Source organism: Agromyces excoecariae, assembly GCF_051715505.1.
GTDB lineage: Bacteria > Actinomycetota > Actinomycetes > Actinomycetales > Microbacteriaceae > Agromyces.
The window spans coordinates 887,360-909,355 of the sequence record NZ_JBPSLA010000001.1; the positions used below are offsets into that span (position 1 = coordinate 887,360).

At 73.6% G+C, this 21,996-nt stretch carries 21 protein-coding genes; 10 read left to right on the forward strand and 11 right to left on the reverse strand.

The genetic code is table 11. The features are described from left to right. Positions 1-72 precede the first annotated feature (72 nt). The gene (locus tag ACSJD1_RS04140) at positions 73-654 is read left to right on the forward strand and encodes an NUDIX hydrolase family protein (protein ID WP_438854036.1); all 582 of its coding nucleotides are present in this window, start codon (positions 73-75) and stop codon (positions 652-654) included. A gap of 44 nt (positions 655-698) precedes the next feature. Here the strand turns inward: ACSJD1_RS04140 and ACSJD1_RS04145 are convergent, their stop codons facing one another. From ACSJD1_RS04145 to ACSJD1_RS04160, 4 genes are all read right to left on the reverse strand, one after another. Continuing rightward, complete coding sequence (locus ACSJD1_RS04145) at positions 699-1,202, reverse strand: GNAT family N-acetyltransferase (protein ID WP_438854037.1); 504 nt, start codon at positions 1,200-1,202, stop codon at positions 699-701. A 98-nt stretch (positions 1,203-1,300) separates the two neighbouring features. Further along, positions 1,301-2,866: a DEAD/DEAH box helicase gene (locus ACSJD1_RS04150; protein WP_438854038.1), complete on the reverse strand. Its 1,566-nt coding sequence runs from the start codon at positions 2,864-2,866 to the stop codon at positions 1,301-1,303. A 227-nt stretch (positions 2,867-3,093) separates the two neighbouring features. Continuing rightward, positions 3,094-3,726 carry a DUF1684 domain-containing protein gene (locus tag ACSJD1_RS04155; RefSeq protein ID WP_438854125.1) on the reverse strand — a complete coding sequence of 211 codons (633 nt, stop codon included), beginning with the start codon at positions 3,724-3,726 and terminating at the stop codon, positions 3,094-3,096. Beyond that, complete coding sequence (locus ACSJD1_RS04160; protein ID WP_438854039.1) at positions 3,720-4,280, reverse strand: hypothetical protein; 561 nt, start codon at positions 4,278-4,280, stop codon at positions 3,720-3,722. The genes ACSJD1_RS04155 and ACSJD1_RS04160 overlap by 7 nt, the downstream gene beginning before the upstream one ends. 112 nt (positions 4,281-4,392) lie before the next feature. Between ACSJD1_RS04160 and ACSJD1_RS04165 the strand changes: the two genes are divergently transcribed. Further along, on the forward strand, positions 4,393-5,658 hold the full coding sequence (locus ACSJD1_RS04165; RefSeq protein WP_438854040.1) for a hypothetical protein: 1,266 nt from the start codon (positions 4,393-4,395) through the stop codon (positions 5,656-5,658). A gap of 16 nt (positions 5,659-5,674) precedes the next feature. Here the strand turns inward: ACSJD1_RS04165 and ACSJD1_RS04170 are convergent, their stop codons facing one another. Next, positions 5,675-6,439: an SDR family NAD(P)-dependent oxidoreductase gene (locus ACSJD1_RS04170; protein WP_438854041.1), complete on the reverse strand. Its 765-nt coding sequence runs from the start codon at positions 6,437-6,439 to the stop codon at positions 5,675-5,677. A 51-nt stretch (positions 6,440-6,490) separates the two neighbouring features. On the opposite strand from ACSJD1_RS04170, the gene ACSJD1_RS04175 reads away from it, so the two are divergent. Next, positions 6,491-7,087 (forward strand): 2-phosphosulfolactate phosphatase, encoded by a 597-nt coding sequence (locus tag ACSJD1_RS04175; protein WP_438854042.1) that lies wholly within the window; start codon positions 6,491-6,493, stop codon positions 7,085-7,087. Positions 7,088-7,127: 40 nt separating this feature from the next. Here the strand turns inward: ACSJD1_RS04175 and ACSJD1_RS04180 are convergent, their stop codons facing one another. The 3 genes from ACSJD1_RS04180 to ACSJD1_RS04190 form a co-directional block, all read right to left on the reverse strand. Beyond that, entirely contained in the window at positions 7,128-7,748 is a 621-nt protein-coding gene (locus tag ACSJD1_RS04180) for a CGNR zinc finger domain-containing protein (protein WP_438854043.1), read from the reverse strand. A gap of 121 nt (positions 7,749-7,869) precedes the next feature. Further along, complete coding sequence (locus tag ACSJD1_RS04185; RefSeq protein ID WP_155052765.1) at positions 7,870-8,367, reverse strand: SprT-like domain-containing protein; 498 nt, start codon at positions 8,365-8,367, stop codon at positions 7,870-7,872. 68 nt (positions 8,368-8,435) lie between these two features. Further along, positions 8,436-9,632, reverse strand: a complete 1,197-nt coding sequence (locus tag ACSJD1_RS04190; protein ID WP_438854044.1) for a PQQ-dependent sugar dehydrogenase — start codon at positions 9,630-9,632, stop codon at positions 8,436-8,438. A gap of 74 nt (positions 9,633-9,706) precedes the next feature. Between ACSJD1_RS04190 and ACSJD1_RS04195 the strand changes: the two genes are divergently transcribed. From ACSJD1_RS04195 to ACSJD1_RS04205, 3 genes are read left to right on the forward strand one after another with little or no spacing between them, the layout of a single operon-like run. Then, positions 9,707-10,468 (forward strand): LamB/YcsF family protein, encoded by a 762-nt coding sequence (locus ACSJD1_RS04195; RefSeq protein WP_438854045.1) that lies wholly within the window; start codon positions 9,707-9,709, stop codon positions 10,466-10,468. Continuing rightward, on the forward strand, positions 10,465-11,139 hold the full coding sequence (locus tag ACSJD1_RS04200) for a 5-oxoprolinase subunit B family protein (protein WP_438854046.1): 675 nt from the start codon (positions 10,465-10,467) through the stop codon (positions 11,137-11,139). Before ACSJD1_RS04195 ends, ACSJD1_RS04200 begins: the two co-directional genes overlap by 4 nt. After that, positions 11,136-11,996 carry a 5-oxoprolinase subunit C family protein gene (locus ACSJD1_RS04205; RefSeq protein ID WP_438854047.1) on the forward strand — a complete coding sequence of 287 codons (861 nt, stop codon included), beginning with the start codon at positions 11,136-11,138 and terminating at the stop codon, positions 11,994-11,996. Before ACSJD1_RS04200 ends, ACSJD1_RS04205 begins: the two co-directional genes overlap by 4 nt. Positions 11,997-12,075: 79 nt before the next feature. Here ACSJD1_RS04205 and ACSJD1_RS04210 read toward each other — a convergent pair whose 3' ends face one another. Next, entirely contained in the window at positions 12,076-12,930 is an 855-nt protein-coding gene (locus ACSJD1_RS04210; protein WP_438854048.1) for a spermidine synthase, read from the reverse strand. A gap of 24 nt (positions 12,931-12,954) precedes the next feature. Then, complete coding sequence (locus tag ACSJD1_RS04215; protein ID WP_438854049.1) at positions 12,955-13,710, reverse strand: spermidine synthase; 756 nt, start codon at positions 13,708-13,710, stop codon at positions 12,955-12,957. 107 nt (positions 13,711-13,817) lie between these two features. Here ACSJD1_RS04215 and ACSJD1_RS04220 point away from each other — a divergent pair, with 107 nt between their 5' ends. Further along, positions 13,818-14,174 (forward strand): group I truncated hemoglobin, encoded by a 357-nt coding sequence (locus ACSJD1_RS04220; protein ID WP_438854050.1) that lies wholly within the window; start codon positions 13,818-13,820, stop codon positions 14,172-14,174. Positions 14,175-14,189: 15 nt separating this feature from the next. Here the strand turns inward: ACSJD1_RS04220 and ACSJD1_RS04225 are convergent, their stop codons facing one another. Continuing rightward, entirely contained in the window at positions 14,190-16,862 is a 2,673-nt protein-coding gene (locus tag ACSJD1_RS04225; protein WP_438854051.1) for a LuxR C-terminal-related transcriptional regulator, read from the reverse strand. Positions 16,863-17,363: 501 nt separating this feature from the next. Here ACSJD1_RS04225 and ACSJD1_RS04230 point away from each other — a divergent pair. The 3 genes from ACSJD1_RS04230 (at position 17,364) to rpoB (ending at position 21,974) form a co-directional block, all read left to right on the forward strand. Beyond that, entirely contained in the window at positions 17,364-17,741 is a 378-nt protein-coding gene (locus tag ACSJD1_RS04230; protein WP_438854052.1) for a hypothetical protein, read from the forward strand. Between the two features lies 1 nt (position 17,742). Further along, positions 17,743-18,144, forward strand: coding sequence for a hypothetical protein (locus tag ACSJD1_RS04235; RefSeq protein ID WP_438854053.1), 402 nt, complete (start codon positions 17,743-17,745; stop codon positions 18,142-18,144). 338 nt (positions 18,145-18,482) lie between these two features. Then, on the forward strand, positions 18,483-21,974 hold the full coding sequence (gene rpoB / locus ACSJD1_RS04240; RefSeq protein ID WP_438854054.1) for a DNA-directed RNA polymerase subunit beta: 3,492 nt from the start codon (positions 18,483-18,485) through the stop codon (positions 21,972-21,974). The last annotated feature ends 22 nt before the right edge of the window (positions 21,975-21,996 follow it).

Genomic DNA, 21,996 nt, shown 5'->3' on the forward strand with positions numbered 1-21,996 from the left:
CGGTGGTGTGCGGCCGCCGGCGCGGTCAGGGGATTCGCGGCGCTCACCGGTCGCGTGGGGCAGAATCGAGCCATGGCCGTACGCACCCCGGACCCGGACTGGAATCCCGACGACGAACCGGTCGTCCAGCCTCCCGCGAACCCCGGCTGGCTCTCCGACCTCGAGCTCGCCGAGATCCGCGGCCGGCTGCCGCTGCTCTACGTCGAGGCCGTGCCGGTGCGCGTCGACGGCGTCGGCCAGGTCACCGAGGTGGGCGTGCTGCTGCGGGCGAACGCGGTCGGCGAGATGACCCGCACGCTCGTGTCGGGCCGCGTGATGTACGGCGAGACGATCCGAGACGCGCTGTTCCGCCACCTCGAGAAGGACCTCGGTCCGATGGCCTTCCCGCTGCTGCCGTCGAGCCCGGTGCCGGCGACGGTCGCCGAGTACTTCCCGCTGCCCGGCATCTCGGCGTTCACCGACGAGCGCCAGCACGCGGTCTCGCTCGCCTACGTCGTGCCGGTGACCGGCACGTGCGAGCCGCGGCAGGACGCGCTCGAGGTCACCTGGGTCTCTCCGGCCGAGGCCGCGAGCGACGCGTTCGGTGCCGAGATGGAGGGCGGGCGCGGCGTGCTGCTGCGCCGTGCGCTCGCGGCGGTCGGCGCGCTGGTCTGAGCCTCGACCGAGCGTCCGCGCGAGCGGATGCCGCGGGGTGCGCGTCAGCGCACCATCCGCACCTCGTGGATGGTCTCGCCGAGGAACGGCTCGTCGTGCGCGACGCCGTCGGCGGTGAAGCCGTTGCGGTCGTAGAAGTGCACCGCGCGCTCGTTGGCCGACGGCACCCAGAGGTACACCGAGTCATCGCCGACGGCCGCATCGAACAGCTTCTGGCCGATGCCCTTGCCGTGGTGCGCGTCCAGCAGGTGGATGAAGAACAACTCGCGCTCGCGCGGCGCGTCGTCGTCGCGAGCCGGTCCGGCCCCGGCGAACCCGACGATCTCGCCCTCGACGAGTGCGGCCACGTGCGTGAACTCGTCGCCCTGGCTCATCCAGTGCGTCCAGAGCTCGGCCATGCGCCGTGGCGAGAGGTTCTCGAGCGTCGCGGCGCTCACCAGCTGGTCGTAGTCCTCGTGCCAGCACTGCGCGTGGACCCGGCCGAGCGCCTCGGCGTCGGAATCGCGGATGGGACGGATGACGACATCGGCAGCGACCTCGGTGCTCATGCGGCTCAGGCTAACCCGGGGTGCTGTCGCGAGCGAAATCGGCGACGGCCCCGCCACCCGTCTCCCGGGTGCGGGGCCGTCGGCGTTCCGTGCGGGGCTCAGCCCTGCGCGCGGCGGTTGGTGCGCGTGTTCCGGTTCGGCGAGACGAGGCTGCCCACGCGCAGCGCCTGCTTCTGCGACCCGCGGGCGGATGAGGAGCGCTGCGCGCCCGTCGTCTGCCCGCCGCGCGACTGGCCGCCGCCCTGCTTGGGCGCGTGCGCCTTCGCCTCCGCGGGGCGGCCCGAACGGTCGCGACGCGGCGTCGCGGGCGCGACATCCGCCTGCCCGCCGCGACCGCGACCGCGGCTGCGACGGCCCTGGCCGGCCGGCTGCGCGACGCCGGCCGCGCGCTCCTCGCGCGCGGCGCGCTTGCGCTGCGCGTTCGCGCCCTGCGACCGGCCGCCGCCGCCCTGCTGCGGCTTCGCCTCGCGCGGCGCGGGCTTCACGTACGGGGCGACCTCGCCCACGAGCTGCACGACCTTCGGCGTCGACGGCACGACCTTCTCGGGAGCGACCCGGATCTCCGCCTTGCGGAGGAGCTTGCCGAGGTCGTCCATCTGGCTCGGCAGCGCGATCGTCACGACATCGCCCTCGCTGCCCGCGCGTGCGGTGCGGCCGGAACGGTGCAGGTACGCCTTGTGCTCCATGGGCGGGTCGACGTGGATGACGAGCTCGATGTCGTCGACGTGCACGCCGCGCGCGGCGACATCCGTGGCCACCATGACCTTGACCGAGCCGTCGCCGAACGCGGCGAGGTTGCGGTCGCGCTGCGGCTGGGAGAGGTTGCCGTGCAGGTCGACGGCGGGGATGCCCTGCTCGGTGAGTTTCTTCGCGAGCTTCTTCGCGTGGTGCTTGGTGCGCATGAAGAGGATGCGTCGGCCGGTGCCCGACGCGAGCGCCTTCACGAGCTCGTGCTTGGCGTCCGTGTCGGCGACCTCGAAGACGTGGTGGGTCATCGCGGCGACGGGGGAGTGCGCCTCGTCGACCGAGTGGAGCACCTCGTTCTGCAGGTAGCGCTTCACGAGCCGGTCCACGCCGTTGTCGAGCGTCGCCGAGAAGAGCATGCGCTGACCGCCGGTCGGGGTCTTGTCGAGGATCCGGGTCACGACGGGCAGGAAGCCCAGGTCGGCCATGTGGTCGGCCTCGTCGAGCACGGTGATCTCGACCGCGTCGAGGTGCGCGAAGCCCTGCTTCATGAGGTCCTCGAGACGACCGGGCGTGGCCACGACGATGTCGACGCCGGCGCGGAGCGCGTCGACCTGGCGCTTCTGGTTGATGCCGCCGAAGATCGTGGTCGCCTTCAGCCCGTAGGCGGCGGCGAGGGGCTCGATGGTCGCGGTGATCTGGGTGGCGAGCTCGCGCGTCGGGGCGAGCACGAGGCCGAGCGGCCGGCCAGCGCGGCGGCGGCCGCCGGCGAGCGAGGTGCCGAGGCGGGCGACCATGGGCAGTGCGAAGGCGATGGTCTTGCCCGAGCCGGTCTTGCCGCGGCCGAGCACGTCGCGTCCGGCGAGCGTGTCGGGCAGGGTGTCGACCTGGATGGGGAACGCGGTGGTCTTGCCGTCGGCGGCGAGGGCGGCGACGAGGGGAGCGGGCACGCCGAGCGCGCCGAAGGTGATGTCGGTCAAGGGGGTCCGTTTCGGGAGGCACGGCCGGGTGCGCCGGTGCGCGAAGCGGCAGCGGCGGATGGACCCGGCGGTGGGTGGTGGCGAAGACGCCGGGCGGCGAATCCGTTCGCCGTATGAAGTCAACGGGCTCGAGGCCCGGAAGCGTGTCTACGACGCAGGCGGCGCGTTCGTCGCGCACGCCGCCGCCAACCATAGCAGGTGCCTGATCCGGGAAGCTGGGCGATGCGTCAGCGCGGCATCCGCTCGCCGACCGGGATCGGCTCGCGGAGGGTGTTGCCGGGCGGAGCGAGCGGGCACGACCACGACGGGTCGTAGGCGCACGACGGGTTGTAGGCGAAGTTCAGGTCGATCACGAGGCTGTCGTCGTTGCCACCCGAGCCGAGGTCGGCCCCCTTGATGGTGTCGAGCAGGTAGCGTCCGCCGCCGTAGGTGCCGCCGGGCGCTCCGGCGAGGCCGTCCTTGACGGGCAGGAACAGCCCGCCGCCGTACGCCGTGAGTCGCCACACGTCGAGCGTGCCCAGGTAGGGCAACCGCACGGTCCCCACGAGCGAGAACGGGATCTTGCCGTCGGACGAGCTGTCGACGACCATCCGCTGCGGTTCGTCGGGACGGCGCACCTCGAGTTCGAACCGCCAGTCGGGGTCGTACGGCGCGATCTCGAGGCCGGTGAACCGGGAACGGTCGTCGGGCAGCAGCGGCGACTGCGGATGGCCGGCGAAGAGTTCGTCGCGCCCCGAACGCCAGAGCTCGTGGCCCTGTGCGGGATCGTGCACGCTGAGGTGGCGCACGCCCGCGTAGAGGGCGAACACGTGGCGGCGCCAGTCGGCGAGCTGCAGGGCGCCGAGCGAGGCGGTCACGATCCGACCTTCCGGGCCGGGGCGCCGGCGGCGAGGCCGATCCGGGCCGCGTCGGCGCGCTCGGCGTCCGCCGTTCCGGGCGGGTCGTAGGCCCAGGTCGGTGCGAGCTGCCGCAGCCGCTGCCCGCGGTACTGCCAGAACGCCCACGTCGGGTACCAGTACAGGGCGTCGAGCGCTCCGGCGCTCGCGCGCAGCTGGTCCCGGTACAGCGTCCGCCCGTCGGGGAGGGGCGAGATCGCCATCCGATGGTCCCAGTGCCGGAACGCCGACAGGGGCCCGGTGACCGCGCCGCCCCCGTCGCGCAGCATCCGGACGCCGGGCGGAAGCCCGCCGGGGTAGGACACGTCGACGTACTCCTCGCCGCTCGGGGCGACGCCGAACGCGAGCGCGCGCATCCGATGGGGACCCTCGGGCCACGTGGCCGGGAAGCCCTCCGCCTCGAGCGACTCGAAGTCGAGCCAGGGCGCGACCACCTCGCGCAGCACGGCCGGGCTGCGGATGGCGCGCCACGCGGCATCCGCATCGCAGTCGAGCGTCAGCTTCAGCAGCACCCGCATGGCACGACCCTAGGGGCGACGGATGGCCCGGCAAAGCGTCCGCGCCGGATTCACGGGCGTCGCACGGCGACCGCTCGGGTCGGTCGCGGTCGATCCCGCTAGGCTCCCGAGCATGGTCGACGCCGCCGACTGGCTGCCCTCGCTCGTGGTGTTCGGGGCCGCCGCGATCGCGCTCGCGGCGGGCGTGCTCGGGTTGCGCCGGTTGGGCGCGCGCCGTGAGGCGCGCGACGCCGGTGCGGTGCGCGAGCTCGAGACGGCGGCCAAGGCCAGGCTCGTGGGCGCCGACGAGGCCGTGCGCGATGCGATGCAGGAGATCCGGTTCGCCGAGGCGCAGTTCGGACCCGAGACGGCGCGCGAGCTCGGCGAGACCGTCGAGCGCGCCCGCGGATGGCTCCGCGAGGCGTTCCTCCTCCAGCAGCGCCTCGACGACGCCGCGCCCGACACCGCTGCCGAGCGCCGCACCTGGAGCACGCGCATCGCGTCGCTCTGCGATTCCGTCGAACGGGCCCTGGCCGATGCCGACTCGGTGCTCGCCGCACGCCGTGCGGTCGAGCGCGGCGCAGCCGACGAGACGCCGGCGCTGCACGAGCGGGCGCGACGACTCGACGGCAGGCGCGCGGATGCCGCATCCGCCCTCGAGCGACTCGGCACGCGGTTCTCGGCGGCGGCGCTCGCCGGGGCGCAGGGATCGCTCGCACGCGCCGACCACGACCTCGCGGCCGCGACGGCCGCACTCGACGATGCGGCCCGGCGGCTCGCCGATGCGCCGGGGGAGCCCGTCGCGGGCCTCAACGGCCGCGCGGCGCACGCCCTGCAGCGCGCGGAGGGCGAACTCGATCGGGTCGAGCACGTCGAGCTCGACCTGGCCCGTGCGACGGAGGAGGCCGGCCGCGAGGCGGCCGACCTCGACGCGGAGCTCATCGCCGCGCGGAGCGAGCGCGACCGCGCGTCCGACCCGGAGGCGGGTGCGGCGCTCGCTGCGGCGATCGGCGACCTGTCGCCGCTGCTCGTCGGTCGCGAGCACCGCGCCGACGATCCGTTCGCCGAGCGCGACCGGCTGCGGGCGGCGCGCGACCGGCTCGAGGCCGCACGTGCGACCGCCCGGCGCGCAGAGGACCGGCTCGACGGTGCGCGTGGCGCGCTGCCCGGCGCGATCGCGATCGCCGAGAGCCAGATCCGGGTGGCGGCCGAAGCGCTCGAACGGGCCCGCGCGTTCGCCGGCGCCGACGCGCGGACCCGCCTCGCCGAGGCCGAACGGCAGCTCGGCATCGCCCGGCGGGAGTCCGACCCGGTCGCGGCGCTCGACGCGGCACGGCGCGCGGCATCGCGCGCGAGCGACGCCGAGGCGCTCGCGCACTTCGCGGCCCTGCATCGCTGAGCCGCCGGCCGGCCGCCTACTTGCCGCCCGAGATCAGGATGTCGGCGCCCGACGTGTACGAGGCGTCGTCCGAGAGCAGGTACGCGACCGCTCCGGCGATCTCGTGCGGTTCGCCGGGGCGACGCATGGGGATGTTGCCAGCGCGCTCGTCGGGCGCGTTCGGCCGACCGGCGGCCGCGTGGATCTCGGTGCGGGTCGTCCCCGGCGAGACCGTGTTCACGCGGACCCCGACGGGCCCGAACTCCTTCGCCAGGCCGACGGTCATGATGTTCAGCGCGGCCTTGCTCGCGGCGTACGGGATGTAGGTGTCGGGAGCCCCGTGCGTGGCCGCGCCCGAGGAGATGTTCACGATCGATCCGCCCGCGCCGCCGCGATCGGTCGCCATGTGCGCGATCGCCGATCGGCAGAGCACCATGGGCGCGAGCACGTTGATGCGGAACACGAGCTCCGACTCCTCGATCGAGCCGTCGAGGAACGGGCCGATGAGCCCGGTGATGCCCGCGTTGTTCACGAGCCCCGTGACCCGGCCGAAGAGTGCGACCGACTCGGGGACGATCTCGGCCGCGCGGTCGAGGTCGGCGAGGTCGAGCTGCAACAGCTCGACGCGCGCGCCCGCGGCGCGGCATCCGTCGGCCACCGCCTCGGCCTCGTCGCGACGCTCGCGGTAGGTCAGCACGAGGTCGTGGCCCTCGGCCGCGAGCCGCTCGGCGATCGCGCGCCCGATGCCCCGGCCGCCGCCCGTGACGATCGTGACGGGCCGGGAGTCGACATTCGAGGTCATGCACCCACCCTACGAGTGGGTGGGTTCGCGCCCATCGCGTAGCCTGACGCGGTGAGCACGACGAACAGCACCACCGCGGCCGGGGCGGCGCCCGCCGCGCAGTCGAAGTACCAGGTGCGGTTCGACCAAGGTGTCGGCGGCGTGCGGCGCATCGCACGGGGCGCCGACGTGCTCGTCTGGGTCGACCAGGTGACGGATGCCTCGGGCGGCGACGCCGTCGGCACGGCGTCGGCCGCGGTCGTGCCCGCCGAGGTGCTCGCCGACGCCCCCGACGCGGTGCTCGCGGCGAGCCTGGCCGATGCGGCGGCGAGCGCCGCATGGATCCTCGCCGAGCAGGAGGCCCTCGGTCGGCGCGCCTACCTCGCGATCGTCGCCGCAGGGCGTACCGACGGCGGCTTCGCCGCCGACGACCTGCTCGCGGCCGGCGCCGTGATCGACGCGCTCGCCGAGCTCGGCATCGACGACACCTCGCCCGAGGCGGCCGTCGCCTGCGCGACGTACACCGGATTGCGGCGGGCGGTCGCGCACCTCGCGACCGCGTCGGTCGGCGGACGCGAGGCGATCGCGGCCGGCGCCGATCCCGCGGCGCTCCGCCGTGCGGCCGTCCGCGACGCCGAGGCGCCGGCACGGGTCGTCCGGGCCCGCTGACCGGGTTCGCGCTCCCGCGCTCCCGCCGTCGCTCGGATCGTCAGGCGGCGCTCAGTGCGACCTTGCCGGACTTCCGGGCGCGGTGCGCGCGGACCTTCGCGCGATTGCCGCACCGCTGCATGGAGCACCAGCGACGGCTCGCGGCACGCGAGGTGTCGAGGTAGACGATGCCGCAGTCGCCGGCGCAGACGCGCACGCGACCGTGGTTGGCCTCGCCGAAGCAGTCGACCGCGTCGCGCGCGATCGTGGAGAGCGCCTGGCCGACGGTCTGCACCGACCGGCCCGCCTGCCGGGAACCGCCGTCGAGGGTCGGAGGGATGTCGGGGGTCGCGGCGTACAGGTTCACCACGTCGATGTCGGCCGTGGCGAGCGACTCGCCGCGGCCGGCCGCGAGGGCGAGGCGGGCGATCGCGTCGCGCAGCGAGGTCGCGTCGAACAGGTCTCGCGACCGGGCGGGGGCGACGGGCATGGGGAAGCGGTCGCGCATCCACGACGTGAGGTCGTCGGGCGAGTTCAGTCGTGCTGGGGCGACGGCGACGGCGACGTGGATGCCCCCGGTGTAGGCGAAGTCGAGCGCGAACGAACCGGAGTCGAACCACCACCGCCCGCTGTCGTCCGTGAACCACTGGCCGACGGGGATCGAGACGGTCGAGACGGGCACCGGACCAAACTACCGGCTCGCACGGGTCGCGGACGCCACGATCGGGTCACGGACGCCGGGCCGATCCGGCGACCGATCGCGCGCCTCGCTCGGCCCCGCTACCCCGCGCAGTCCGCCCGGGTCAGTCGGCGGCGGCGCTCGCCGCAGCGCGGCGCATCGCCGCGGTGATCTCGCGGCGGCTCCACACGATCAGGTTGCGCCGGTCGAAGCCGCGGCGGCAGAGCCCGCAGCTGAGCGGTCGGCTCGGCTCGCGGTACCGGTAGTGCTCGTGTCCGACAGGGCATCGGCCGACCCAGGGGGCGAGTTCGTCGGCGACCGCGCCGTCGTGCGTGCGCCGACCGACGTAGCCGATGTCGGCCGCGGTCGTCGCCCATCGCGGCCCATGGCCGGCGCGGGGTCCGGCCATCGCGTGCGCGACCTCGTGCAGCAGGATCTGGTGGATCTCGTCGTCGTCGTAGCGGGCGGCGAGGTACCGCGAGACCGAGATGCGCTTGGCCGTGTAGTTGCAGAGACCGGCACGCTTCTTGGCGTTGTCGAAGCCGAAGCTCCACACGGCGGGGTCCAGGTGCAGGGCGATGAGCGCCTCAGCCCAGATCCGAACCCTCGCGAGATCCGCCATGCGATCGAGGATATCCCCGGGCGTACCGGGTGCAACCGCTTCCGGGGTCCCCCGAACGGGGGACCGGCCTAGCCCGCGTCGTCGAGCCGGATGCGCACGAGGCGGTCGTCGCCGTCGCGCGGAGCACCCCGACCGTCGGTGTTGCCGGTGATCACCCAGAGCTCGCCGTCGGGCCCGGGCGCCACGTCGCGCAGCCGTCCGAGCTCGCCCGTGAACGCCGCCTCGACCTCGGTCGGCGAGGTCAGCGCAGGCGACGCGAACCACAGCCGTTCGCCTCGGAGCGCGGCGAGCACGATGGTGTCGCCCACGACCGCGATGCCGCTCGGGCTCGCCTCGGAGGTCGGCCATTGCACGGCCGGGTCGAGGAACCGCTCGTCGCCGGCCCGCCCCTCGACGACCGGCCAGCCGTAGTTCCCGCCCGGCTCGATGCGGTTGAGCTCGTCCCATGTGTCCTGGCCGAGTTCCGCCGCCCACATGCCGCCGCCGGCATCCCACGCCAGCCCTTGGGGGTTGCGGTGCCCGAGGCTCCAGACGAGGCTGCCCGACGGGTTGCCCGGCGCCGGCTCGCCGTCGGGTGTCATCCGCAGGATCTTGCCGCCCAACGAGTCGGGGTCCTGGGGCAGGTCGCGGTCGCCGGCATCGCCCGTCGTCGCGTACAGGAACCCGTCCGGACCGATGGCGAGTCGTCCGCCGTTGTGACGGCCGCCGCGGGGGATGCCGTCGAGCACCGTCTCGGGCGCACCCAGCCCGAGCTCGCCGGGTCCGCCGGTGAGCGGCATCCGCACGATGCGGTTGTCGGCGTCCGTCGAGAGGTAGGCGAAGACGGATGCCGCCTCGGAGCCGTCGCCCGGCAGGTACGCGAGTCCGAGCAGGCCGCCCTCGCCGCCCGCGACCACGTCGGGAAGGACGGCCGCCTCGCGGAGGCCGCCGTCCGGGAGCACCTCGACGATCCGCCCGGAATCGCGCTCGCTCACGAGCACACCGCCGTCGGGGAGCCGGAGGATCGACCACGGGGACTCGAGGCCGGTCGCGAGCGTCTCGGGCTCGCCGACCGGTCGGACGGGGGGCGGTGCGGAGGCGGCCGGCGCGGTCGGCGACGTCGACGGGGCGACCACGACCGGGCCGGAGCCGCCGTCCGTGCTGCAGCCGGCGAGCCAGGCCGTCGCGGCGACCGCCGTCGCGATCGAGCCCGCGAGCGTCGCGTGCGCCCGCGCCCTCCGTGCCTGCGACCCGTGCGTCCGAGCCGTGCCGGTCCGTCCGGGCATCCGCGCCTCCTCCGGGTCGATGGGTCGAACCGGCCCGCAGCCCAGTCTGCGGGAGCACGCGGGAGAATGGGAGCATGCAGCGCGTTATCGACCTGAACGCCGACCTCGGCGAGTCGTACGGCGCCTGGCGCATGGGCGACGACGAGGCCATGTTCGAGGTCGTCTCGAGCGCGAACGTCGCCTGCGGCTTCCACGCCGGCGACCCGCTGACGATGCTCCGAAGCGCCCGGCTCGCCGTCCGGCACGGCGTCGTGCTCGGGGCGCATCCCGGCTACCGCGACCGAGCCGGGTTCGGCCGGCGGGCGCTCGGGGTCTCGGTCGACGAGCTCGCGGCCGAGATCCTGTACCAGCTCGGTGCGCTCGACGGCATCGCCCGCGGCGTCGGGACGAGCGTGGCCTACGTGAAGGCGCACGGCGCGCTCTACCATCGCCTCGCGGCCGATCGGTCCGCTGCCGACGCCGTCGCCGACGCGCTCGCCGGGGCCGCGCCCGACACGGTCGTGCTCGGGCCGCCGGGGAGCGAGCTCGAGCGTGCGGCGTCCGTCGCCGGCATCCGCTACGCCCGCGAGGCGTTCATCGACCGCGGTTACCTCGCCGACGGCCGCCTCGTGCCGCGCGGCCACCCGGACGCGCTCGTGCACGATCCCGCGCGGGCGGCCGACCGGGCGCTCGAGCTCGTCGAGACCGGCGGCATCGGCGCGACCGACGGGGCACGGGTGGAGCTCGGTCCCGACTCGCTCTGCCTGCACGGCGACACCCCGGGATCGGTCGGCATCGCCCGGGCGGTCCGGGCGGCGCTCGCGAACGCGGGCCACGACGTGCGGCCGTTCGCATGAGCTCTGCCGAGCCGCGGCTGCTGCCCGCCGGGCGCTCGGCGATCCTCGTCGAGTGCGAGGGGCTCGACGCGGTGATCGACCTCCACGACGCGCTGTCGCGCGACCGCCCCGAGGGCGTGGTCGAACTGGTCCCCGCGGCACGGACGCTGCTCGTGGCCGTCGACCCCGCGAGGCTCCCGCTCGAGGCGGCGGCGAGCTGGGTGCGGCGCGCGGCGCGCGATGTGCTGCCGAGGGCCGCGTCCGGGACGGGAGATGACGATCGCGCTCGCGTCGGGGCACCGGCGTCCGACGACCTGGTGATCGACGTCGTCTACCGCGGCGACGACCTCGCCGACGTCGCGTCGCACCTCGGCGTGACCGCCGAGCACCTCGTGGCCCGACACGTCGCGACCCGATGGCGCGTCGCGTTCATCGGCTTCGCGCCCGGGTTCGGCTACCTGGTGGCCGACGACTGGCCCTTCGACGTGCCGCGGCTCGACGTCGCCCGCACGCGGGTGCCGACCGGCGCGGTCGGGCTCGCGGGCGCGTTCTCCGGCGCCTACCCGCGCGAGAGCCCGGGCGGGTGGCGGCTCATCGGCCGCACCGACGCCGCGCTCTGGAATCCGGAGGCCGACCCGCCGGCGCTCCTCGTTCCCGGTCGCGGCGTGCGCTTCAGGGAGGCGCGCGCGTGACCCGGCTCCGCGTCGAGGCGACCGGCGGGCACGTGCTCGTCCAGGATCTCGGTCGCCCGGGCCTGGCGCACCTCGGCGTCGCGCCCTCGGGCGCGCTGGATCGCAGCGCGCTCTCGCTCGCGAACCGCCTCGTCGGCAACCCCGACGGCGCAGCGGGACTCGAGGTCGTGCTCGGCGGGCTCCGGTTCGCTCCCGATCGCGACGTGTGGTTCGCCGTGACCGGTGCGTGGGGGTCCGTGCGCGTCGCCGGACGCGAGGTCGGACCGTACCGTGCCGCGCGCATCCGCGCGGGCGAGGTCGCCGAGATCGGCACCGCGCAGCGCGGGCTGCGGTACCTCGTGGCGGTCCGCGGCGGGATCGACGAGCCGGTCACCCTCGGGTCGCGCAGCCGCGACACGCTCGCCGGCATCGGGCCGGAGCCCGTCGCCGCCGGGCGCGTGCTCGCCGTGGGAGCCGAGCCGGCGGCATCCGTGCCCCTCCTCGACGACGACGCCGCCTACCCGCCCCCGGTCGGAGCGGTCACGCTCGGGCTGCTTCCGGGTCCGCGGGCCGACTGGGTGACGGATGCCGCGCTCGCCGCGTTGCACGGGTCGGGCTGGCGCGTCTCCGCCTCGGCCGATCGGGTGGGCGCGAGGCTCGAGGGGCCCGCGCTCGGGCGCCGCGTCCCCGGCGAGCTCGTGAGCGAACCGACGGTCGCCGGCGCGATCCAGGTCACCGGCGCCGGCGTGCCGACCGTGCTCCTCGCCGACCGGCCCGTGACCGGCGGGTACCCGGTCGTCGCCGTCGTCGATCCGGCCTCGCTCGACCGGCTCGCGCAGGTCCGGCCCGGCCAGGAGGTGCGGTTCCGGCACGCCTGACCGAACCGGGCGGAGGCGTGCCCACGGAACCGTCCTCGTGTGGTCGTTCGCCCTCGGATGCCGAGCAGGGTCGACGCCGCTACGGCTTGGACAGGAACACCGACCGGGCCGGCGGCGGGGACGGCACCGCCGTGGCATCCGTCACGATCGACGCGCCGGCGATGAAGCGCACGAGTTCGTCGCCGTCGACGAGCTTCGCCGGGGCGGGGTCGCTCGCGAGCCGCCTCGGCATCGCGTCGAACGGCAGCGCGTCGTGCGAGGCGTACATGACGACGTTGCCGAAGCGTCGCCCCTTCAGCATTCCCGTGTCGGCGGCGATCGCGACGTGTGCGTAGACGTGCGCGAGCGTCGCCGCCTGCGAGCGCGCGAACGCGAGCCCGGCGCCGTCGGCCACGTTGACGGCGACGATGCCGCCGGGCGCGAGCCTCGGCGAGATCAGCCCGTGGAACTCGACGCTCGTGACGTGGGCGGGCGTTCGGGCGCCGGAGAAGATGTCGACGACCGCGAGGTCGACCGCGCCGTCGAGCCCGGCCGGGAGCTTGGCGAGGACCTCGCGCGCGTCGCCGTGGCGCACCCGCACCTGCGCGCCGCGGGGGAGGGGCAGGTTCGTGCGCACGAGGTCGACGAGGTCGGACTCCAGCTCGATCACCTGCTGGCGGGAGCCCGGTCGGGTCGCGATGACGTACCGGGGGAGCGTGAACGCCCCGCCGCCGAGGTGGAGCGCGGTGATCGGCCGGCCCGGTTCGCGCACGAGGTCGACGGCGTGCCCGATGCGCCGCACGTACTCGAAGCCCAGCCACTCGGGCTGCTCGAGGTCGACGTGCGACTGGGGCGTCCCGTCGACGGTCAGCGTCCATGATCCCGGGCGCGTGCGCGACTCCTCGAGTCGGGCGAGGTGACCGCTCACGGCGAGGCGTCGTTCGAGTTCCGGCACGGATTCCACGCTACCCGCGTCGGATCAGCACGCGTCCCACAGCACCGCGTCCAGCCGCGCGCCCCGGAGCACCTCGACGGGGAACGGTCCGGCCTCGCGGAGCCGCTCGACGACGCGTGCCGGGATCGCGGGACCGGCGACGATCACCGCGTTGCCCTCCTCGGCGCCCGCGAGCACGGCGGGCGGCCCCGCGACGAGGAGGTCGGCGGCGGGCTCGGCACGCGCGAGGCCCCGGGCCTGGGCGGCGAGGCGCGGGCCGCCCGCGGCATCCGCCACGTTCACGACGACGGCCCCGTTCGGCGCGAGACGCGAGAGGCAGGCGCCGAGGAAGGAGGGTTCGTCGACGAACGCGGGCGCCTCGAGCCGGGCGTAGAGGTCGACGATCACGAGGTCGAACCGCAGACCGGGGTCGAGCCGGTCGAGCGCGTCGCGCGCGTCGGCCACCATGACCGAGATGCCGGAGCCCTCCGGCAGCGGGAGCCGTTCGGCCACGAGCGCCACGACCCGGGGGTCCGCGTCGACCACGACCTGGTTCGAGTCGGGGCGCGTGGCCGAGACGTACCGCGCGAGGCTCATGGCACCCCCGCCGAGGTGGAGCGCGCCGATCGGCGCACCGGGATCGGCGATGGCGTCGATCACGTTGCCGATGCGGCGCACGTACTCGAAGAAGAGGCGCGTCGGCTGCTCGGCGTCGACATGCGACTGCGCGGCCCCGTCCACGAGCAGCGTCCAGCCCCTCGACGAGAACACGTCGCGCTCGAACTCGATGCGGGGCGCCATGCGGGCATCGTCCCACAGCGCGGGCCCGCCACAGCCGGATCCGCGATCGCGGCTCCCCTCCGGCGGCGGCGGGCGAGTCTAGGATCGCTGGAGACGAGGGAGGCGGGATGCCCGAGCTGTACGACGAGGTCGGCGGTCAGGACGGCGTGCGGGCGGCGGTGGCGGTCCTCTATCGCCGCGTGGTCGTCGACGAGGAGCTCGTTCCGTGGTTCCGCGACATCGACCTCGACCGGTTGCAGTCCCACCAGCGCGCCTTCCTCACCGCCGCATTCGGCGGCCCCCACGTGTTCGGCGGACGCGGCCTCGCCGAGGCCCACGCCGGGCTCGCCATCACCGACGTCGCATTCGACCGGATCGTCGAGACGCTCATGACGAGCCTCGCCGACCTCGGCGTCCGTCACGAGGCGGTCGCGGCCGTCGGCGAGCGCCTGGAGCGCCTTCGCCGCGAGGTCGTGTCGGCGTAGCCGTCCCGGGCGGCCTCAGACCCGGAGTTCGCGGCGACCGCGGATGCCGAGCTTGGCGTACGTCGACTGCAGGTGGTTGTTCACGGTCCTCGGCGACAGGAACAGCCGTGCGGCGATCTCGTTCGAACTGAGTCCCTGCGCGGCGAGCGAGGCGACCTCGCGCTCCCGCGGCGTGAGGGGCTCCGTCCCCTCGGCGAATCGCAGCAGCGGAGTCCGCGCGCCCTCGCAGGCGGCGGCGAGCGTCGCCGAACGCTGCAGGTCGGCCGTCGCCTCGCGGCCGCGGCCGCCGGCGCGCGCCGCCTGCCCGGCCGACGCATGGGCCTCTGCGGCGTAGAGCAGGGCGCCGACCCGCTCCCATTCGGCCGCCGCCGCCCGCAGCGCCTCGGGATCGCCGTCCGCCTCGGCACGCGCGTGCGTCGCGCGGCGCACCAGGTCGGGCGCGTCGCCCGCGGCCGCCCGGAGGCGTTCCAGTCGCGTGGCGGCCTCCGCGGCGTGCTCGCGCGATCCGAAGCGGACGACGTGGTGCAGGAGGGCTGCAGCGACGCTCGCGGCGCCGCGGAGGGTCACCACGTCGACCCTGGCGAAGACGCGCGAGGCCGCCCGGTCGACCGCCCCTTCGGCGGCATCGATCCACGCGTCCGCGAGCGCCGTGACGGAGCTGTCGCGTTCCAGGCCGGGGACCACGCGCTCGCGATGGTCCCGTGCTGCCGCAGGGTCGCCCTGTTCCGCGGCGACCAGCGCGAGGAAGCAGCGCGCGTGCTCGCGGAGCGACTTCGGACCGTGCAGCTCGGCGCCTCCGACGGTGTCCCGGAACCAGCGGGCCGCGGTGTCGAGGCGCCCGAGCTGCCAGAAGATCCGCCCCATCATGAACTCGTCGAGCCGTGCCGTGAGTTCGTCGTTCTCGCGGATGGCGGCGTGCAGCGAGTCGACGACCGTCGCGCGTGCCTCCTCGAGGCGATCGGCCGCGATGAGCACGTGCGCGAGTCCGACCTCTGCGCGCCGCAGCGCGATCGACGCGTCCGGACGGCGGGCGAACGCGACGGCGCGCTCCGCGGCGGCGACGGCGTCGTCGGTGCGGCCGGTCAGCGAGAGCGGCATCGCCATGGCCAGGTCGAGCATCGCGCGGGCGTGCTCGCCGTCGCCGAGGGCAGCCGCCGCGGTGCGAACGCTCTCAAGCGCCGCCGAGCCGTACTCGAGATGGACCTGCATGGCCGCCTTGCTGAGCCCGATCGCCGCAGCCTGTCCCGGCAGCTCGGCCTCGAGGTACTCGAGGAGGTCGAGCCCGCGCCTTGTGCCCAGCGGATCGCCGCCGTGGACGTCGGCCTGCGCCCGCCCGATGGCCGCGAGCAGGGCTTCGTCGGCACCGTCATCCAGCGCACGTCGCTCGGCGCGCTCGAGGGCCTCGAGCGCCTCCGCCGAACGACCGAGCGACCAGAGCACCTCGCCGTACATCAGCAGCGTGGGCGCGTCGTCGGCGCCCGCGTCGACCGCCGCGCCCGCGAGACGTGCGGCGGTGCGGTGGTCATGGGCCGATCGGGCGAGTGCCGCGGAGCGCGCGAGCAGCGCGGGGTCGGACGGTCGGCCGGCGTCGAGTCGCCAGACCGCGACCCGCAGCTCGTCGCCGGCGTCCGTCGCGCGGGCTGCGACCAGGGCCGCCTGGTCCTCGAGCAGCGAGATGGCGCGGATCCTCGGGATCAAGTCGCGGACGGCTGCGGCGTAGTGCGGGTGCGCCAGGGCGACGCGGACGCGCACGGTCGACTCGTCGACGCGGATGAGGCCGCGCAGCTCGAGCCTCGCGAGCGCCTCATCGGATCCCGGCCGCGAGAACTCGTCGAGTGCGAGCGGCTCGCAGAGCGCGAGCCGTTCGATCGCGTCGCGCTCGGCCTCGTCGAGCCCGTTCAGCCGGGAGCGGATGAGGTCGCGCAGCGCCGGGGTGCCGACCGGATCGCCGGTGAGCTGCCAGAGCCCGTCGCGTGAGACGAGCGAGCCGGCCGCGGCCGCGCCGATGACGAGTTCGCGGAGGAACAGCGGATTCCCGTGCGCGGCCCGATGCAGCTCGACCACGTCGCGATGCGCGACCGCACCGCCGAGCACGCGGATCAGGAGCTCCGCGACCTCGTCGACCGTGAGCGGCTCGACGTCGAGCCGCAGCGCATCGGCGGAGCCGGCGACCGTCAGGAGGCCCTCCGGGACGGGGTCCGATTCGCGCACGGTCGCGGCGAGACGGATGGCGCCCGCGTCGACGAGTTGCGCGACGAGCGCGATCGAGACCGGATCCGCGACCGAGACGTCGTCGACGGCGAGGAGCACCGGGCGACCCTCGGCGAGACGGCGGACGGTCGCATCGGCCGACGAGAACAGCGCGACCGGGTCGCCGGTCGCGCCCACCAGCGAGCCCGGTTCGCGGGCGAGGACCGGCGCGAGGGTGGAGAGCGGGACGGCGCGGAGCGTCGCATTGCCGCTCGCCGAGAGCACGAGCCATCCGTCGGTTGCGAGCCGATCGGCGACGGCCCGGACCACTCGGCTCTTGCCGATCCCGGAGGCGCCGTACGCGAACGCGGCGTGCGCGGATCCTCGCAGCCCGGCCACGGCGCGCTCGACGAGCGCATCGCGTCCGACGAGCGGCCAGCTCCCGTCGAGCGCGAGGGACGGCCCGTCGGTCGTCCCCCCGGCATCCAACGCCACCATGTCGGCCCTTCAGGTCTCCGGCGAGGCCGGTGGTCTCACTGTACGGCGTGGTCCGCGGCGCGGGCACGGGTGGAGGAGTGCCCCGAACGGGGGACGGGATGCGGGCGCAGACCGGCCGGCTCGGACCTCCGCCGGGGGCGTCAGGTGGTCCGACTCCGCCCGGGCCTGGGCAATCGCGCTCGGGTCCTGAGCAATGCGCCCGCGCGATTGAGTACGCCGTGCCCATCCGTCCGGCCCGGCCTGGGCCGATGCTCGTCATCGGCGGCCGACCTCCGCCCCGCGCCGGCACCGAGTGCGCGACCTGAGACGAGGAGAGACGATGCGTACCCCGATCCAGCTTCCCGAACCGCTCCTCGGCGGGCCGTCCTCGATGCGGCCGCGGCCGCGGCCCACGTCGGCCGCCGGCCGCTCCGGCCGCGCCAGATGATCCCGACCACCCGTCCCCGTCGACGCGACACCACACGAGGTCGACGCGACACCACACGAGAAGGAACGACCACCATGAAGATGTTCAGCCAGTTCGGCGACATGGCGAAGATGGTGAAGGCCGCACCCGGCCTCATCGACCAGGCGAACACGCTCGCCGCGCAGAGCGAGTCCTACCGGCAGCAGATGGACGCGATGGCCGTCCAGGCCATGCGGGCCGAGCCCGCAGCGGGCGCGCTCGAGCCCATCGCCGGCGTCGACCTCGACCGGTACGCCCGCATCGTCAAGGGCATCGCCGCGTACGGCTACGACGAGACGAAGCTGCCCGTCGTGGCCGGCATGTTCGGCATCGACCCCGAGACCTGGGCGCAGGCGCAGGCCGGGTGGGGCGCACGGATCCAGGCCGACCGGGGCGTCGGCCGCGCCTTCAACGAGATCTACGCGGTGGTGTGAGATGGGCTTCCTCGCAGACCTCCGCACGCTGAACGCCCAGGCGACCGCCGTCCGCGACCGCATGGACGTCGGCGCGACCCTCGCAGCCGCCCAGCAGTCGCTCGAGCAGGCGAATCGGGTGATGGCCGCGAGCGTGGCCGCGAACGACCCGGTGTCCGACGCCGCACGCGTCCGCACGACCGCCACGGTGGTGTCGGCCAGGCAACTGCCGATGATGATCGGCATGGACGCCGTCGTCGAGCTCGAACTCGTCGCGCAGCTGCCGGGAGGCATCCCGCTGCCGGCGTCCCGGACCCAACCGCTCGCGCCGATCCAGCTCGCCCGCGTGACCCCGGGCGCGATCGTCGACGTGAGCCTCGTGCCGGGTCGTCCGGACACGGTCCGGCTCGAGCTCGGAGCCTGATCGGGCCCTCGACCGGTGGGTGACGACGGATGCCGCGCGGGCCGTCCCGCGCGGCATCCATCCGTCGCGTTCCGGGCTCCGACGGGCGCAGCCGCCGGGGTCTTCCGGGCCGTTCGCGCGGGTTATACCCGAGATGCCGAGACAAATCAAGAATCCGACTGGACATGGCGCGCCATCCGGTCTATGCTTGACCTTTGCGCTCCCAGACCCACTATGCCTTCATATTGCGGTCGGCTTCTGCGTGTCGGGTCTCCCGGCATCCGCACCACGTCTGAGGGGTCAACTCCACCACCACCGACAGTGAACCGGCCCCTGACGGGGCCATGGAGGTCATTTCCTTGGCTGCTGCGCGCAACGCAACCACGCCCACCCCCAAGAACGGACGCGGTGCAAGCCGCCTCTCGTTCGCGAAGGTCACCGACACCCTCACCGTACCCGATCTGCTCGCCCTCCAGACCGAGAGCTTCGACTGGCTCGTCGGCAACGAGGCGTGGCGGGCCCGCGTCGAGGAGGCCATCGAGTCCGGCCGTCAGGACCTTCCCGAGGCCACCGGCCTCGAGGAGATCTTCGAGGAGATCTCGCCCATCGAGGACCTCGGCGAGACCATGCAGCTCTCGTTCTCCAACCCCGAGCTCGAGCCGCCGAAGTACACCATCGACGAGTGCAAGGAGAAGGGCAAGACCTACTCCGCTCCGCTGTACGTCAACGCGGAGTTCATGAACCACCTCACCGGTGAGATCAAGACCCAGACGGTCTTCATGGGCGACTTCCCGCTCATGACCCCCAAGGGCACGTTCGTCATCAACGGCACCGAGCGCGTCGTCGTCTCGCAGCTCGTCCGTTCGCCCGGCGTCTACTTCGAGCGCACCCCCGACAAGACCTCCGACAAGGACATCTACTCGGCGCGCGTCATCCCGAGCCGCGGCGCGTGGCTCGAGTTCGAGGTCGACAAGCGCGACCAGGTCGGCGTCCGCATCGACCGCAAGCGCAAGCAGTCGGTCACGGTCTTCCTGAAGGCCCTCGGCCTCACCTCCGAGGAGATCCTCGAGGAGTTCGCCGGCTACGAGTCCATCGCGCTCACCCTCGAGAAGGACAACATCCTCACGAAGGAGGAGGCGCTCAAGGACATCTACCGCAAGCTCCGTCCGGGCGAGCAGGTGGCCGCCGAGGCTGCGCGTGCGCTCCTCGACAACTTCTACTTCAACCCGAAGCGCTACGACCTCGCCAAGGTCGGCCGGTACAAGATCAACAACAAGCTCGGCCTCGAGGCGCCGCTCACCGACTCGGTGCTGACGGTCCAGGACATCGTCGCCACGATCAAGTACCTCGTCGCCCTGCACGAGGACCGTGCGACCCTCCCGGGTCGCCGCGGCGGCAAGGCGGTCGACATCCGCCTCGACGTCGACGACATCGACAACTTCGGCAACCGTCGCATCCGCGCGGTGGGCGAGCTCATCCAGAACCAGGTCCGCACCGGCCTGTCGCGCATGGAGCGCGTCGTCCGCGAGCGCATGACCACGCAGGACATCGAGGCGATCACGCCGCAGACCCTGATCAACGTGCGACCCGTCGTCGCCGCGATCAAGGAGTTCTTCGGCACCTCGCAGCTCTCGCAGTTCATGGACCAGAACAACCCGCTCGCGGGTCTGACCCACAAGCGCCGCCTCTCGGCGCTCGGCCCCGGCGGCCTCTCGCGCGACCGCGCGGGCGTCGAGGTCCGCGACGTGCACCCCTCGCACTACGGCCGCATGTGCCCGATCGAGACGCCGGAAGGCCCGAACATCGGCCTCATCGGCTCGCTCGCGTCCTTCGCGCGCATCAACTCGTTCGGCTTCATCGAGACGCCCTACCGTCGCGTCGAGAACGGCAAGGTGACCGACCACATCGACTACCTCACCGCGATGGAGGAGGACGACTACATCGTCGCCCAGGCCAACGCGCCGCTCGACGGCAAGGGCCACTTCGTCGAGGAGCGCGTCCTGGCGCGCCGCAAGGGCGGCGAGGTCGACCTGTTCCCGGCCGACGAGATCGGCTACATGGACGTCTCGCCGCGCCAGATGGTGTCGGTCGGCACGTCGCTCATCCCGTTCCTCGAGCACGACGACGCGAACCGCGCCCTCATGGGTGCGAACATGCAGCGCCAGGCGGTGCCGCTGCTGCGCAGCGACTCGCCGTTCGTCGGCACGGGCATGGAGGGCTACGCCGCGATCGACGCCGGTGACGTGATCACGGCCGACCGCGCCGGCGTCGTGGCAGAGGTCTCGGCCGACGCCGTCACGCTGCAGCTCGACGAGGGCGGCACGCAGACCTACTACCTGCGCAAGTTCGACCGCTCGAACCAGGGCACGTCGTACAACAACCGCGTCGTCGTCTCCGCCGGCGAGCGCGTCGAGGTCGGCGAGGTCATCGCCGACGGTCCCGCGACCGACAACGGCGAGCTCGCGCTCGGCAAGAACCTCCTCGTGGCGTTCATGCCGTGGGAAGGCCACAACTTCGAGGACGCGATCATCCTCAGCCAGAACCTGGTGAAGGACGACGTCCTCTCCTCGATCCACATCGAGGAGTACGAGGTCGACGCCCGCGACACCAAGCTCGGCAAGGAGGAGATCACCCGCGACCTGCCGAACGTGAGCCCCGACCTGCTGGCCGACCTCGACGAGCGCGGCATCATCCGCATCGGCGCCGAGGTCCGCCCCGGCGACATCCTCGTCGGCAAGGTCACGCCGAAGGGCGAGACCGAGCTCTCGGCCGAGGAGCGCCTGCTCCGCGCGATCTTCAACGAGAAGAGCCGCGAGGTCCGCGACACCTCGCTGAAGGTGCCGCACGGCGAGCAGGGCACGATCATCGGCGTCAAGGTGTTCGATGCGCAGGACGGCGACGACGAGCTCGGCTCGGGCGTCAACCAGCGCGTGGTCGTCTACATCGCCCAGAAGCGCAAGATCACCGAGGGCGACAAGCTCGCCGGCCGCCACGGCAACAAGGGCGTCATCTCGAAGATCCTGCCGGTCGAGGACATGCCGTTCCTCGCCGACGGCACGCCGGTCGACGTCATCCTGAACCCGCTCGGCATCCCCGGTCGAATGAACTTCGGCCAGGTGCTCGAGACCCACCTCGGATGGGTCGCCAAGCAGGGCTGGAAGGTCGACGGCAACCCCGAGTGGGCCAAGCGCCTGCCCGAGGTCGCCCGCGAGGCCGAGCCCGGCACCAAGGTGGCCACGCCCGTGTTCGACGGCGCGCTCGAGGAGGAGATCGCGGGCCTGCTCGACTCGACCCTCCCGAACCGCGACGGCGAGCGGCTCATCGACTCCAGCGGCAAGACGCAGCTGTTCGACGGCCGCTCGGGCGAGCCCTTCCCGTACCCGGTCTCGGTCGGCTACATGTACATCCTGAAGCTCCACCACCTCGTCGACGACAAGATCCACGCGCGTTCGACCGGCCCGTACTCGATGATCACCCAGCAGCCGCTCGGTGGTAAGGCGCAGTTCGGCGGCCAGCGCTTCGGCGAGATGGAGGTGTGGGCTCTCGAGGCCTACGGCGCCGCATACGCGCTGCAGGAGCTCCTCACGATCAAGTCCGACGACATCCTCGGCCGCGTCAAGGTGTACGAGGCCATCGTCAAGGGCGAGAACATCCAGGAGCCCGGCATCCCCGAGTCCTTCAAGGTGCTCATGAAGGAGATGCAGTCGCTGTGCCTGAACGTCGAGGTCCTCTCGGCCGACGGCACCGCGGTGAGCCTCCGCGACACCGATGACGAGGCCTTCCGCGCAGCGGAGGAGCTCGGCATCAACATCTCCGCGCGCTTCGAGTCGTCGAACATCGACGAGATCTGATCCGCCAGGCATACGAGAACGA

Coding starts and splice junctions, on each gene's coding strand:
- ACSJD1_RS04140 (WP_438854036.1), top strand. CDS start 73: ATGGCCGTACGCACCCCGGACCCGGACTGGAATCCCGACGACGAACCG.
- ACSJD1_RS04145 (WP_438854037.1), bottom strand. CDS start 1,202: ATGAGCACCGAGGTCGCTGCCGATGTCGTCATCCGTCCCATCCGCGAT.
- ACSJD1_RS04160 (WP_438854039.1), bottom strand. CDS start 4,280: ATGCGGGTGCTGCTGAAGCTGACGCTCGACTGCGATGCGGATGCCGCG.
- ACSJD1_RS04165 (WP_438854040.1), top strand. CDS start 4,393: ATGGTCGACGCCGCCGACTGGCTGCCCTCGCTCGTGGTGTTCGGGGCC.
- ACSJD1_RS04170 (WP_438854041.1), bottom strand. CDS start 6,439: ATGACCTCGAATGTCGACTCCCGGCCCGTCACGATCGTCACGGGCGGC.
- ACSJD1_RS04185 (WP_155052765.1), bottom strand. CDS start 8,367: ATGGCGGATCTCGCGAGGGTTCGGATCTGGGCTGAGGCGCTCATCGCC.
- ACSJD1_RS04190 (WP_438854044.1), bottom strand. CDS start 9,632: ATGCCCGGACGGACCGGCACGGCTCGGACGCACGGGTCGCAGGCACGG.
- ACSJD1_RS04195 (WP_438854045.1), top strand. CDS start 9,707: ATGCAGCGCGTTATCGACCTGAACGCCGACCTCGGCGAGTCGTACGGC.
- ACSJD1_RS04200 (WP_438854046.1), top strand. CDS start 10,465: ATGAGCTCTGCCGAGCCGCGGCTGCTGCCCGCCGGGCGCTCGGCGATC.
- ACSJD1_RS04215 (WP_438854049.1), bottom strand. CDS start 13,710: ATGGCGCCCCGCATCGAGTTCGAGCGCGACGTGTTCTCGTCGAGGGGC.
- ACSJD1_RS04220 (WP_438854050.1), top strand. CDS start 13,818: ATGCCCGAGCTGTACGACGAGGTCGGCGGTCAGGACGGCGTGCGGGCG.
- ACSJD1_RS04225 (WP_438854051.1), bottom strand. CDS start 16,862: ATGGTGGCGTTGGATGCCGGGGGGACGACCGACGGGCCGTCCCTCGCG.
- ACSJD1_RS04230 (WP_438854052.1), top strand. CDS start 17,364: ATGAAGATGTTCAGCCAGTTCGGCGACATGGCGAAGATGGTGAAGGCC.
- ACSJD1_RS04235 (WP_438854053.1), top strand. CDS start 17,743: ATGGGCTTCCTCGCAGACCTCCGCACGCTGAACGCCCAGGCGACCGCC.